The organism is uncultured Mailhella sp., assembly GCF_944324575.1.
In the GTDB taxonomy this organism is placed as follows: domain Bacteria; phylum Desulfobacterota; class Desulfovibrionia; order Desulfovibrionales; family Desulfovibrionaceae; genus Mailhella.
In genome coordinates this window covers 1-11,677 of record NZ_CALUWV010000066.1, presented here as the reverse complement: position 1 = coordinate 11,677, position 11,677 = coordinate 1, and the positions used below count along the sequence as shown (strand labels likewise).

Annotated in this window: 13 protein-coding genes; 2 read left to right on the top strand and 11 right to left on the bottom strand. The window is 64.0% G+C overall.

The features are described 5' to 3' along the window. Window positions 1-178: 178 nt before the first annotated feature. From Q0J81_RS08295 to Q0J81_RS08270, 6 genes are all read right to left on the bottom strand, one after another. The gene (locus Q0J81_RS08295) at window positions 179-460 is read right to left on the bottom strand and encodes a hypothetical protein (RefSeq protein WP_294447140.1); all 282 of its coding nucleotides are present in this window, start codon (window positions 458-460) and stop codon (window positions 179-181) included. Continuing rightward, window positions 411-785, bottom strand: coding sequence for a VRR-NUC domain-containing protein (locus Q0J81_RS08290; protein ID WP_294447139.1), 375 nt, complete (start codon window positions 783-785; stop codon window positions 411-413). Before Q0J81_RS08290 ends, Q0J81_RS08295 begins: the two co-directional genes overlap by 50 nt. Beyond that, window positions 782-1,111, bottom strand: coding sequence for a hypothetical protein (locus Q0J81_RS08285; RefSeq protein ID WP_294447138.1), 330 nt, complete (start codon window positions 1,109-1,111; stop codon window positions 782-784). The genes Q0J81_RS08290 and Q0J81_RS08285 overlap by 4 nt, the downstream gene beginning before the upstream one ends. A 159-nt stretch (window positions 1,112-1,270) precedes the next feature. After that, complete coding sequence (locus Q0J81_RS08280) at window positions 1,271-1,885, bottom strand: hypothetical protein (RefSeq protein ID WP_294447137.1); 615 nt, start codon at window positions 1,883-1,885, stop codon at window positions 1,271-1,273. Further along, on the bottom strand, window positions 1,885-2,631 hold the full coding sequence (locus Q0J81_RS08275) for a DUF6291 domain-containing protein (protein WP_294447136.1): 747 nt from the start codon (window positions 2,629-2,631) through the stop codon (window positions 1,885-1,887). The genes Q0J81_RS08280 and Q0J81_RS08275 overlap by 1 nt, the downstream gene beginning before the upstream one ends. Window positions 2,632-2,946: 315 nt before the next feature. Then, a complete protein-coding gene (locus Q0J81_RS08270) occupies window positions 2,947-3,225 on the bottom strand; it encodes a hypothetical protein (RefSeq protein ID WP_294447135.1) in 279 nt (92 codons plus the stop codon). A gap of 44 nt (window positions 3,226-3,269) precedes the next feature. On the opposite strand from Q0J81_RS08270, the gene Q0J81_RS08265 reads away from it, so the two are divergent. Beyond that, the gene (locus Q0J81_RS08265) at window positions 3,270-3,893 is read left to right on the top strand and encodes a S24 family peptidase (RefSeq protein ID WP_294447134.1); all 624 of its coding nucleotides are present in this window, start codon (window positions 3,270-3,272) and stop codon (window positions 3,891-3,893) included. 1,114 nt (window positions 3,894-5,007) lie between these two features. Here the strand turns inward: Q0J81_RS08265 and Q0J81_RS08260 are convergent. Next, window positions 5,008-5,646: an outer membrane beta-barrel protein gene (locus tag Q0J81_RS08260; protein ID WP_294447133.1), complete on the bottom strand. Its 639-nt coding sequence runs from the start codon at window positions 5,644-5,646 to the stop codon at window positions 5,008-5,010. Window positions 5,647-5,928: 282 nt separating this feature from the next. On the opposite strand from Q0J81_RS08260, the gene Q0J81_RS08255 reads away from it, so the two are divergent. Next, the gene (locus tag Q0J81_RS08255; protein ID WP_294447132.1) at window positions 5,929-6,090 is read left to right on the top strand and encodes a hypothetical protein; all 162 of its coding nucleotides are present in this window, start codon (window positions 5,929-5,931) and stop codon (window positions 6,088-6,090) included. 361 nt (window positions 6,091-6,451) lie between these two features. On the opposite strand, the gene Q0J81_RS08250 is transcribed toward Q0J81_RS08255, so the two are convergent. The 4 genes from Q0J81_RS08250 to Q0J81_RS08235 all read right to left on the bottom strand — a co-directional run bounded on the left by Q0J81_RS08250 (window position 6,452) and on the right by Q0J81_RS08235 (window position 11,620). Continuing rightward, window positions 6,452-7,324 (bottom strand): glycosyltransferase, encoded by an 873-nt coding sequence (locus Q0J81_RS08250; protein WP_294447131.1) that lies wholly within the window; start codon window positions 7,322-7,324, stop codon window positions 6,452-6,454. Window positions 7,325-7,742: 418 nt separating this feature from the next. Beyond that, window positions 7,743-8,918: an HAD-IIIA family hydrolase gene (locus tag Q0J81_RS08245; RefSeq protein ID WP_294447130.1), complete on the bottom strand. Its 1,176-nt coding sequence runs from the start codon at window positions 8,916-8,918 to the stop codon at window positions 7,743-7,745. Further along, a complete protein-coding gene (locus tag Q0J81_RS08240; protein WP_294447129.1) occupies window positions 8,918-9,547 on the bottom strand; it encodes an SIS domain-containing protein in 630 nt (209 codons plus the stop codon). Before Q0J81_RS08240 ends, Q0J81_RS08245 begins: the two co-directional genes overlap by 1 nt. A 1,041-nt stretch (window positions 9,548-10,588) precedes the next feature. Beyond that, window positions 10,589-11,620, bottom strand: a complete 1,032-nt coding sequence (locus tag Q0J81_RS08235) for a GHMP kinase (protein ID WP_294447128.1) — start codon at window positions 11,618-11,620, stop codon at window positions 10,589-10,591. Window positions 11,621-11,677 lie beyond the last annotated feature (57 nt).

The following is an 11,677-nucleotide window of genomic DNA, read 5'->3' as shown; positions in this document are numbered from 1 at the left end:
GCTGCGTTTAACGCCGGAAGTGAATTCCGGCTACTTGCGGCCGTCGGCGCGGACTCCTCAGGTCGCCCGCGTTCCCCCGAGCGTTGATAAGAAGCTGAAAGAACCAAGGGGGCGCGGGGGAAATTATTTCCCCCGCATTGCCTTTCTGCCTTTCCTGCCTTTTCTGCGTTTTCTGCATTTACATGAGTCCTGCGGGGAGGGGGTCGAGGAGGGCGTTTTTCCAGATATCGTCGGCGGACCAGTCGTCGAGGTCGCAGCGGGCCCAGGGATCGGTCATGGGTTTCATGGCTTCGCGGGCCTCGCGGGCTTCGGCGCGTTCTTCCTTTCTGCGTTCGTTCTGGTAGTGCCTGCGACAATTCGTGCTGCAATAGAGTCGGCGGCTTCGGGCCGTAAGAAACTCATGCTGGCAGTCACGACACGTTTTTCTGATAAGCTTCACCACGTTGCACCAGGTATGCATGTATCCGTTGTTCCGCCTCGTCCCGGCTGCGGCACACGGCCGCGTCGTAGCCGAGGCTGGTCATGTTGCAAAGAAACTCCCTTTCCTCGGGCCTCATCCTCATGCCTCTGCGCTTCACGGAGAGCCACAGGCCAAAGCGTCCGCCGCGCGGCACGGCAAGAAACAGATCCGCCGCGCCCCGCCGCGCGCCCTGTCTGCGAAACAGCGCCCGGCGCACGCCGCTTTCCTCCGCGCCCTCCGATACCCGAAGAAGCGCCTCTTCCGGCACGCCGTACTTGCGGCAGGCAAAACGCCACCACGTCACCACGGCAGCCTGTTCGCTCATCTTCGGCGCGTCCGGAACCGGCGTCCGTTCCACCACGCCCCCGCACCGCTCTTCCGAAAATCCGCCTCGCCTTCCCGTCCGCTCTCCCCGGCCTGCGCCCCGTCCTTCAAAAACTGTCCGCCCGACGCACGGCGCTGCGTTCTGCGCTCCTGTTCGCTCTTCCATGACCTTCCTCCGCCTTCTCCCTCCGCCTCTTCCGTCTCCACATAGCCGCTGCCGAAACGCGCAAGGTTCGCTCGTCGGCAGAAAAACACCCTGTCCGGCAGATAGTCGGCACAGACAAAGCAGCCCTGCCAGTAGCCGGCGCACGTTTCATGAATCGTCATGTTTCCCCTCCTTTTCCGAATTCCGGCCCGTCCGGGAAAGGCCGTCTCGCTCAAAAAGCCGCGCCCGCTGCCCCGACCGTCCGCCCCCGCGTCACGGTTCACGCACTCTAGCGGCTCACGTTTCGCTCACGGCCCACGCCCGGGGACCGACGCCGCCCGTCACTGGCCGCCCTTCTCTTCCGCCATGGCTCCCGCTCCGGACAGCGCCGTCAGCCGGGTCCGAAAATCCTCCGCAGACAGCGCGGCCCGCCCGCCCGGCGCATCCAGCGCCTTCACGGCTCCGCCGCCAAGCGCAAGCACGTCCTCCTTGCCCCGGCTCTGCTGCCACAACTGCAGAAAATCCCGCTCCCGCCACGGCAGTTCTTCCATCTTCCAGCGGCACACCCGCTCCCATCCGCCGAAGGACCGCACGCAATAGGCCGTTGTGCGATCAAGCTCCGGCTCGCGCCAGCTCCCCCGGCTCTTCATGAGCTCAAGAAGATGCGTCCACTCCGCCCGCGCCTGCAAAAGCACGTTTTCCTCGCCCCGTACCGCGCCGGTCATGCGGTCAAGCTCCTTCTGCATGAGCGCAAACGGCGGCATGGTGCGATACGGCACCGTCTCCGAGCCGCAGCGGCGTATCATGGCCAGCGCCGCCGCCTGCACGGTCGCCACGTCGTAATCCTTCAGCAGGTAAAGCCACATCTTCGCCGTCTCGGGCGACAGCGTCGCCGCGTAGTTGCCCGCCAGACCGTTCAGCACCGCCAGCTTTTCATCCCTCTCCCGCGCGGCCATCAGAACGGCCCTCCCATGGCCTCAAGCTCCGCCGACACCTCGCGGCACACCCTGTCGTTGTGCGCCTGACGCCGTTCGGCATCGCAAAGCCCCCCGCGCAAAACGACGCGTCCGGCAGAGGCTTCACTTCGCCCGGCCGCAGCGTCGCCCCGGCCCGCATCGCGGCTCTCCCAGTTGCGCACGGCCGCCTTCCAGTCCCGGAGCGGCCTGCCGTTGGACAGCTTCCAGCCCTGCGCCGCGTAGTAGTCCACAAAGCGTTCCGCCCGAATGCCGTTGCCCCGCTCATCGCAGTACGCCTGCACCTCCTCCACGGAAGGCCGGACAAAACCGCGTTCCGTCCCCGCCTCACGCTTCCCTGCCGGGGGGATAAGGGGGGAATCTTTTAATTCCGTTTCGCTTCGCTTCGTTTCGTCAGGGTTTTCGCTTTGCCCCGAAAAACCCGTCGGTTCTTCGCCTTCCGCGCAAAGCGAAAGCTCCACCGCCGCCCGCTTTCTCGGCCTTCCGCCCTTGCGCCCGTTCTCCGCATTGGCCGCACAGCGGCTGGCATAGGCGTCGTTGGCCCGGCGCACCGAAGGCGCTATGAGCTCGAACACCACGCGGGTCAGATCATCGAGCCGGGGCATTTCGCCCTCGCCCGCGTCGGCAAACAGCGCAAGCACGAGCTCCCCAACCTGACCGGGCTCCAGCATGCGGAGTCCCCGCAAGTGCTCGGTCCGCAACAATATTCCCTTGACATTCTCCGCCATGATTCCCTCTTTTTTCCTCTCTCTGTTCCGCAGGGCCCGTCCCGACGGGCGGAACCCTGCCGACGCCATCCCCGTCCCGACGGACAAAGCTCTGCCGAACCTCTCCCCGCTCCGACGGCGGCCCCCTGCCGAAGCCCGCCCTGCGTCGCTATCCTGCCGAAGCCCGCCCCGACATCGGAACGCCGCGCCCGGGCTGCGCCTCCGCGCTTTTCCGGAAGCGGCAACCGCCATGCTCCGCGCATCCGGCTTCCGCCCATCGCGAGCTGATGAACGCCGCGTCCGGGGCCCGTTTTCCGGCAGGCCTCAGGGCACGGCTCAGGCGTCGCTGCCGTCGCCCTCTTCGGGGCCGCTCCACAAGTCCGGCCTGAGCTCCCAGCGCGGAATGCCCAAGAGCTCCTCGTACCGGACGGCCATGGCGGGACTCACCCTGCGCGCGTTGTTGGCGTGCTGAACGAGCGTGATGTACGGAATTCCCGACTCCAGACTCGCCCTGCGAAGCGATCCCCGCCTCGAAAAGTATTTGGCAAAGATTTCGTTTTTCATGACCGGATGATATTCAAACGAGAACACCATGTAAAGAGTTCTAATATTCAAATGAATACTTGACAAAACAAAAAATCTCCTTTTCATGTATTCACATGAATACCTTGTCTGACGAAATCTTCGAGTTGCTGAGGAACTTCACGGAGGAACGGCACAACGGCAACAAGGCCAGCGCCGCCCGTGAACTTGGGGTGTCACAGGTGACGTTCACGCAGTGGCTGAACCGCGTGCGCACTCCGAACCTGACCGCGCTTGACCCGGTGTTCAAGGCGCTCGGCGTGAAGCTGGCCATACCGGGAAAGGAGTTTCTCGACTATGACTACGTGCCAAAGATAGCCGCCAAGGCGGGCGCTGGCGCGTCGCTGGAAACCAACGGCGACCTGGAGGGCCTGTACGCGTTCAGAAAGGATTTCATGGGGATAGAGCACATCTCCGCCGCGCACTCCGTGCTCATGGACGTGGTGGGAGACTCCATGGAACCGCTGTTCAGCGAGGGCGACACCCTGCTCGTCGACAAGTCGGACATCGAAGTCATGGACGGCAAAATTTACGTGGTCACCCTGGGCGACGAGCTGCGCGTCAAGCGCGTGCAGAAAACCCTGCGCGGCCTGCTGCTCCGCAGCGAAAACCCCAAGTACGCCGACGTCCCCGTCGAGGGCCCCGACCTCGAAAACTTCGTCGTCCACGGCCGCGTCCGCTGGTGCGGCAAGGTTTTTTAAAGGCAGAAAAGACAGGAAAGAGGAAGGGGACAGACCGGAGCAGCCGGGGCGCCGCCCCGGACCCCGGCGGGGGAGATAATCTCCCCCGCGCCCCCATGTTTCTGCCTCCCGGCTTCGCCGGTTCGGCAGTACATGAGGGACAGGGAGAACTTATGCCCGGACCGGCATTCCTGCCCCTTCTGATGATCCGGCACTGCCATTTTCCGCCGCCCGGGGCCGATTTTTTCCGCCGCCCGAGTTCCGCCCACGCCTGTCACCTCCCCCCCCCCCGACCGCCCCCTTCCCCCCCCCCTCCCCCCTTTCCCACCCGCGCCCCCACCCCCCCCTCCGCCCCCCCCCCGAGTACCGCCGCTTCCCGCCACCACCTCCGAGTTCCACCCACGCACGTCTGCTCCGGACACACTGTACGGACGCGGGACTTGTACGATGGTCATTTCATGTAACGGCGGAAGTGAATTCCGCCTATTCATGACCGACATTTTCTTTCTCCCGAGTACCGCCGCTTCCCGTCTGCTCCGGACACACTGTACGGGCACAGGGCTTGTACGACGCCCGCGCGTTTAACGCCGCGAGTGAATCGCGGCTACTTGCGGACGTCGGCGCGGACTCCTGATGTCGTCCGCGGGCCCCAGAGCGTTGAGCGCCCTTTTTCCGCTGCAAACGAAGGCCCGCCAGGGCTTCGAGAAACGGCAGTTCAGGTCAACGACGGCTTTCCAGAGCGTTGAACCAGCGCTCTGCCTTAACCATCTGGAAATCCCTGCAAACCACACCGGTGCATTCGCGAAGCGAAGCACCGGTCGGCCAGCCGCAGGCGGGCGCAGCCGCGCACGCCTGCACTGACTACGAAGCCCGAAACGCGTTCGCCAAGCATGCCGGCCCTTGCGTCACGCCCTGCCCTGCCCGCCATTTCAAAGCACGGCTCCCGGCATCCGCACGACTCCCGCCGCGCGGCGAAGCCGCAAGGCGAACCAGGGGGGCCCGGGGGAAATTATTTCCCCCGGCGGGGTCCGGGGCAGCGCCCCGGCTGCCTTTCCTGCCTTTCCTGCCTTTCCTGCCTTAAAAAAAGAGGGAGAAGGACGAGCCTTCTCCCGGGTGTGTGCGGTGTGGAGGAGCGTCAGAAGGAGACGCGCAGGCCGAGGGAGAACTGATGCATGCTGAGGGAATCGGAGCGGAGGTTGTAGCCGTTGTAGCCGGCTTCGCCGTCGCCGGTGAAGAGGTAGCGGTATCCGAGGTCGGCGGAGATATTGGGGGTAAAGAAGTAGGAGCAGCCGACGCCGATCTGGCCGGCGAGCTTGACGTCGGTATCGGAGGCGCCGTAGTGGAAGCCGGCGACGTCGGCATTGCCGCGGGTATTGGCGAAGGCGAGGCCTATGCCTGCGCCGATGTAGGGGGTAAAGTCCATGATATTGGTGATATCCCAGTAGCCGTTGACCATGAGGGTCTGCAGGCGGGATTCGGCGTCACCGAAGGCCACGCTTTTATCGACGCGGCTGTTGTAGCCGTATTCGAGTTCGGCGCGGAGGGGCAGGCCGTACATGAGGCTGAAGTCGTAGCCGCCGGCGAGGGAGAAGCCGGCGATGCCGCGGGTGCTGTCGCTGCTGCCGGAACCGGCGGGCGTAGTGACCTTCCAGTCGGTATTCTGGAAGCCGGCCACGAACTTGGGAGCGACGTAAAAGCCCGTGTCTCCAGCCTGCGCGGCGCAGGGCAGCGCGAGGAAAAGCGCGAGAACGGCGGCAAGGCAAAACTTTTTCATGAAAAATCTCCTTTTGAAAAGCAGAAAGGGCGCAAGGGCCGGAAGCATCTTTCTTCTGGATAGAGAAGCGCGGGGATTAAGTCAACAAGACCCGGGCGTTCGGCAAGGCGGCGTCTTGACCGTGCGGGAGGATGCGTTTAACGTGACCATGCCGGGAAGCATACGGACAGGAGCGGGAACGACACGCGATTTCCCCGGCGCTGTTCCGACGTCCGGCACGCCCCGGCTCCCCCGGCGCGACGCGCCGCGCGGGAGGACAACCGCAACCAGACAGGAGAAGGCATGCAGCGCTTTGTCATCGTGATCCTGCTGAGCGTTCTGGCGCTTTCGGCGGGATGCTCATGGATAGGAGAAACGGCGGGACGCGCCAAGGCTGGCGTGGAAAACGCCATAAGCGACACGAAGTCCGGCTATCACAGGGGGTATGCCGAAGGCAAAAGCTGAAACGGCGGCACGCTGCCGTAACGCCGCCCTCCTCTGCCGACGCGCGTCAGGCGTTCTTTTTCCGGGCGTTTCAGAGGCGACTGCCGACCTGCGTTTTCAGAAACGACGGACGCCTGCGGACGGAAGGCCGCCTTTTTCCGGCGTCTCCGGGGCGATGATGCCCGGCGTCTGGCCTTTCGTGCGGATGATTTTCTCCGTCCCCTCAGCCTCCTGAAGGCTTCTTACGCGCTCGCGCACGGGGTGCTTTGCACGCCTTGTTTCTTCCCTGCGCCCGGCGCCAAACGACGTTCCGTTCACGGCGCGCCGTTCCGCCTTCTGCGGGGCATGGCTGCGGCGTCGCCTTTCCTCCTGCCGCAGGGCGCTAGCCCTTTTCGCGTCCCGTGATGTGGGGAAGGCTGGTTCTGCCCGTCCAGAGCGGGAGAAAGTTGAAGAGCAGCCAGCGCGTTTCCTTGTAGGTGCGCGTTCTGGTGAGCATGGGCAGGCCGAGGAGACGATAGCGGCGAATCTCCATGAGGTTCGCGCGGGCCATGGCCCACAGTTCCGGGTTGTCCCTGCGGGCGAAGCACAGCACGCCCTGCTTGGCGGCTTCCATGCTCCGGGCTCTTTTGTGCGAGGTATTGCCGCTCCAGGAGCGATAGACGAAAAGTCTGTCGGGCAGCGCGGCGAAGACGGTGTGCGGAATGAGACGGCAGAACAGGGCGTGATCCTCGGCGGGGGTGAACATCTCCTCGTAGCGGATGCCGTTCTCAACGAGCACGGAGCGGCGCAGCATGGTAGCGGGATGACACATGTCCCCGCAGTGCACCAGAAGCGCTTCCTTGATGGTCACGTCGTCGAGCGGCAGACGGGAAACGCCGGGCCGATCCATGGTGGAGAACTGACAGCCGAGCACGCCGACTTCGGGATGAGCGTCGAGAAAGGCGACCTGTTTTTCAAGGCGTTCGGGCAGGGACACGTCATCGTGATCCATGACGGCGAGGTATTCGCCCCTGGCCATGTCCATGAGCCTGTTGCGCGTCCGGGAAATGCCGAGATTGCGCTCGTTTTCGACATAGACGATGCGCGGATCAGAAAACGCGCGCACCGTCTCTTTGAGCTCCGGCACGGTGGAGCCGTCATTGAGAATGATGAGCTCAAAGTCCGCGAAGGTCTGCGACAGCACGCTCTGCACGGCCTCGCGCAGATGTTCGGGACGGGTGTTGTATATGGGCATGAGGACGGAAACTTTCGGCATGCTCAACCTCTTGATGACAAAACATTTCGGGATCATTCACACATAGCCGCTTCGTTCGGAAGGCAGCCCCCGGAAGCCCGTCCTGAGCAGAACGAAACGCGCGGCCCGACGCACTCCGACACGGAACAGAACCGGTGTTCCCGGAATCGAACGGAAAAGGCGCGCTGCCGACATTTCCGCCTTCTGCCATGGCCGCGCAAACCCCGTCGAACCATGCTTACGCTTTTTTGCCGGAGGCTGTCCAGAGAGAGACGTGAGAATTCCGGGCAGTTTTTTCCGCGCGCCGCCTTTTTCCGCATCCTGTCGGGAGGGTTCTGCGGTCGAAGAGCCGCGCAAGGCGTGCATTCTGCTGCGTTTTTCCGGCAGTTCCGCAGGCCCGAACGCCGACGGAGCGCGCGTTTTACTGCAATTTTCTCTTTCAACTGACAGCATCCTGAGCCCTTTGCGCGGCCCTGCCCGGAGTGACGAGCACGGCCTTGACGCCGCAGCGCGCTGCGGCTTCCATGTCGCTTCGGCTGTCGCCGAAGAGGAGGCAGTCGGAAGGGTCGACCTCGAAGTCGGCAAGGGCTCTCTGGAGCATGCCGGGTTCGGGCTTGCGGCAGCGGCAGGGCCCGGTGAAGTCGGGGTGATGGGGGCAGAAGTAGAAGGCGTCCACGTGCGCGCCCTTCTCCTTCAGCCGTTCGTTCATGACGCGATGCAGACCACGCATGGCGTCTTCGTCGTAGAGGCCGCGGGCAATGCCCGACTGATTGGTCACCACCACGACCCGCCAGCCCCAGTCGTTCCAGCGGGCGATGAATTCCGGCATGCCTTCGACGAAGCGCAGCTCTTCCGGCCTGTGCAGATGCCCCACATCCTCGTTGATGGTGCCGTCCCTGTCGAAGAACACGACGGGGCGCTTCGTTACAAGGCCGGGCAGCTCGCGGCAGGCGCGACGGTAGTCTTCGGGAACGCCCATGTCCACAAAGAAGCCCCGGGACTCAAAGGCGAACACGTCGCCTCTCTGCACGCAGGGCTCGAACACGTCCTTTTCCAGCGAAAAGACCCGCTGCGGCACGGCGTCAAGAAAATCCCTGTCCATGAGACAGCAGCCGCCGTTGACGAGCCCTGCCGTGCCCGGCCTCTTTTCCATGAACGCCTCGATGCGGCCGCCCTCCCCCGTTCTGATGAGCCCGTAGCGGCCCGCGTCCAGCATGGGACGCACCGCCATGACAAGGCGCGCCCCCTTTTCCTTTTTAAAGGCCGCCATGGCCTCAAGGTCCACGTCGAAAAGCGTGTCGCCGTTCACCACGAACACGGCGTCGTCGCGGCACAGGGCAAGGGCCTTCTTCACCGCGCCGCCGGTGAGAAGCGGCTCGTCCTCCACGGAACAGACCAGCCGCGCGCCGCGGTAGAAGTCTCCGAAGGCCTCCATGATCTTCTCTTTCATGTAGCCCACGGCGAGCACCACGCGGTCGACGCCGCGATCCGTGAGACAGTCCAGCTCATAGCGCAAAAACGGCCTTCCGCCCACGGGAGCCATGGGCTTGGGCACGTCGGACACCACGCTTTTCAGCCTGGTGCCGAAGCCTCCGGCAAGAACGACGGCCTCCATCAGCGATCCCCTCCGAAAAATTCCTCTTCCAGCGCCAGACAGAGCGCATGATACACGGGAAGATGCCGCTCCTGAATTTCCCAGGTGCTCGCGCCGGGAACCACTACGGAAACGTCGGCCACGCGGGAGAGCTCGCCGCCGCCCTTTCCGGCAAGGGCAATCACGGTCAGATCCGCGGCGCGGGCCACACGGGCGGCCTGCACCACGTTTTTTGAGTTGCCCGAGGTGGACACGGCAAGCAGCGCGTCGCCGGGGCGGCCCAGTCCGAGAATCTGCTGAGCAAACACAAGCTCGGCCGCCTCGTCGTTGGCGTAGGCGGAAATGAGCGCCGCCTCGCCGCAGAGCGACTGCACGGGCAAGGCCGCCTGAAGATGCCGCAGCATAACTTCCGCCTCCTGCGGCCAGAGGGCGGCCAGACGCTCCCGAAAATCCGGGGGCAGAGGCCGGGGCAGAACAAAGCTCTTCATGAGCTCGCCCGTCACGTGAAAGGCGTCGGCACAGCTTCCGCCGTTGCCGCAGACAAAAAGCCTGCCTCCGTGACGGAACACGCCGGTCAGACATTCCAGCGCCTTCACCATGTCGCCGCGGCATTCCTCAAGCTCGGGATGCCTTTCCATAAGCTCATTCACGCGCCAAAGCGCCTTTGCCTTCATACAGAACCTGCCTTTTTTTACCTTATTTTACACCGACGACTGAGTGACGCCGCCGCCCGAGTGACGCGAGCGCCCGAGTGACGCCGCCGCCCGAGTACCCCCCACCGCCCGTCAGCTCCGGACACACTGTACGGACTGCGGGGCCTGCACGGTGGTCATTTCATGTAACGGCGGAAGTGAATTCCGCCTATTCATGACCACCGGCCGGGCTCCTGACGTCGCCCGGGGTGACATTTTCCATCGCCCGACTGACGCCACCGCCCGTCAGCTCCGGACACACTGTACGGTCGCGGGACTTGCACGACGCCCGCCGCGCTTAACGGCGGAAGTGAATTCCGCCTGCTTGCGGACGTCGGCGCGGACTCCTGATGTCGTCCGCGGGCCCCCGAGCTTCGAGAGAGAGTTGTTTCGTTGCCAACAGAAGCTTCCCCGAACTTCGGGAGACGACTGCCCGCTGCCAACGAAAGTTTCCCAGAGCGCTGAACCAGCGCTCTGCCCTCCCCTTCTGGAAATCCCCTGCAAACCACACCGATGTGACCGCGAAGCGGGAACATCGGTCGGCCAGCCGCAGGCGGGTGCGGCAGCACACGCCTGCACTGACTACGAAGCCCGAACAGCGTGAGCCGAGCCTTCCGGCCTTGTCGTCACGTTCTTCCCTGCCTTTCCCCGCTCAAAGCTCCGCGTCCGCGTTACATTTGCCTTCTCCCGAGTGCCGCCACCGCCCGTCAGCCCCGGACACGCTGTACGGTCGCGGGGCTTGCACGACGCCCGCCGCGCTTAACGGCGGAAGTGAATTCCGGCTACTGGCCGCCGTCGGCGCGGACTCCTGATGTCGTCCGCGTTCCCCCGAGCGTTGTCAAAAAGCTGAAAGGAATGAGGGGGCCCGGGGGAAATCATTTCCCCCGGCGGGGTCCGGGGCAGCGCCCCGTCTGCTCCGGCCTGTCCCCTTCCTCTTTCCTGTCTTTCCTGTCTTTTCTGTCTTTTCTGTCTTTTCTGTCTTTTCTGTCTTTTCTGTCTTCAATGGTACAGGGTCCAGGCCTGGGCGCCTTTTTCGGTGAAGCTGGTGAGCATGACGGAGCCGCCGGTCGTTCTGAGGCAGTCGACGAGTTCGCAGCGCTGTTCGGGGTCGCAGAGGAGCATCATGAAGCCACCGCCGCCGGCGCCGCTTATTTTGGCGGCGCGGCCGCCGTGGGCCATGGCGAGGTTGTAGACGGCGTCGAGGGCGGGATTGGAGACGACGGCGGAGGTTTTCTTTTTGGCCTCCCAACCGGCGTTGAGGCAGTCGGTGACGCCCTTGAAGTCGCCCTGAAGAATGGCGCGCTTCATTTCTCTGGCGGAGCGTTTGAGTTCGTGCATGCCTTCGAGGGTACGGGGGTTGCCCTGCCGGGTATTTCTTATCTGTTCGTCGATGATGGCGGCGCTGTCGCGGGACGTGCCCGTATAGTAGAGCACGAGGCTGTTCTCGAGCTCGTTGCGGATCCACTTGCGCACGCGCAGGGGGTTGACCACGACTTTCGACGGGCCGCCGAACTCCATGAAGTTGAGACCTCCGAAGGTGGCGGCGTACTGATCCTGCATGCCGCCGGAGAGGTGCAGATCTCCGCGTTCCACGCGGCAGGCGAGGTCTGCCATGTCGTACTCGTCGAGGGGCAGGCGCAGCCATTCCACGTAGGCGCGAAGCATGGCCACCATCATGGTGGACGAGGAGCCGAGGCCGCTGCCTGCGGGGGCGTCGGAATAGGTGGTCATGCGGAATGAGAGCGTGCGGCCCGGACAGTAGTCGCGCATGATCCTGTTGTAGAGGCCCCTGTGCAGAGGCAGCGGGCCGGAAAGGTCGGGCACAGGCCCGGCAGGGAAGGACACGCGCTCCTTTCTGTCCCGGGCCTCGAAGGTCACAAGGCCGTCGTCGGTGGGCTCAATGGTGCAGTAGGCGTAACGGTCTATGGTAACGTTGAGCACGCAGCCGCCGAACTCGTCGCAGTAGGGAGACACGTCGGTGCCGCCGCCCGCAAGTCCGAGCCTGAGCGGTGCTCTTGAACGAACAATCATGGTTTTCCGCCTTGATTCTGATGGTTTGCGCAGCGCTTTCAGGCCCGCCGCGCAGGG

Excerpts from the sequence above, each read along its gene's own strand:
- Q0J81_RS08295 (WP_294447140.1), bottom strand. The coding sequence starts at position 460 with ATGCATACCTGGTGCAACGTGGTGAAGCTTATCAGAAAAACGTGTCGT.
- Q0J81_RS08290 (WP_294447139.1), bottom strand. The coding sequence starts at position 785 with ATGAGCGAACAGGCTGCCGTGGTGACGTGGTGGCGTTTTGCCTGCCGC.
- Q0J81_RS08285 (WP_294447138.1), bottom strand. The coding sequence starts at position 1,111 with ATGACGATTCATGAAACGTGCGCCGGCTACTGGCAGGGCTGCTTTGTC.
- Q0J81_RS08280 (WP_294447137.1), bottom strand. The coding sequence starts at position 1,885 with ATGGCCGCGCGGGAGAGGGATGAAAAGCTGGCGGTGCTGAACGGTCTG.
- Q0J81_RS08275 (WP_294447136.1), bottom strand. The coding sequence starts at position 2,631 with ATGGCGGAGAATGTCAAGGGAATATTGTTGCGGACCGAGCACTTGCGG.
- Q0J81_RS08265 (WP_294447134.1), top strand. The coding sequence starts at position 3,270 with ATGAATACCTTGTCTGACGAAATCTTCGAGTTGCTGAGGAACTTCACG.
- Q0J81_RS08260 (WP_294447133.1), bottom strand. The coding sequence starts at position 5,646 with ATGAAAAAGTTTTGCCTTGCCGCCGTTCTCGCGCTTTTCCTCGCGCTG.
- Q0J81_RS08255 (WP_294447132.1), top strand. The coding sequence starts at position 5,929 with ATGCAGCGCTTTGTCATCGTGATCCTGCTGAGCGTTCTGGCGCTTTCG.
- Q0J81_RS08250 (WP_294447131.1), bottom strand. The coding sequence starts at position 7,324 with ATGCCGAAAGTTTCCGTCCTCATGCCCATATACAACACCCGTCCCGAA.
- Q0J81_RS08245 (WP_294447130.1), bottom strand. The coding sequence starts at position 8,918 with ATGGAGGCCGTCGTTCTTGCCGGAGGCTTCGGCACCAGGCTGAAAAGC.
- Q0J81_RS08235 (WP_294447128.1), bottom strand. The coding sequence starts at position 11,620 with ATGATTGTTCGTTCAAGAGCACCGCTCAGGCTCGGACTTGCGGGCGGC.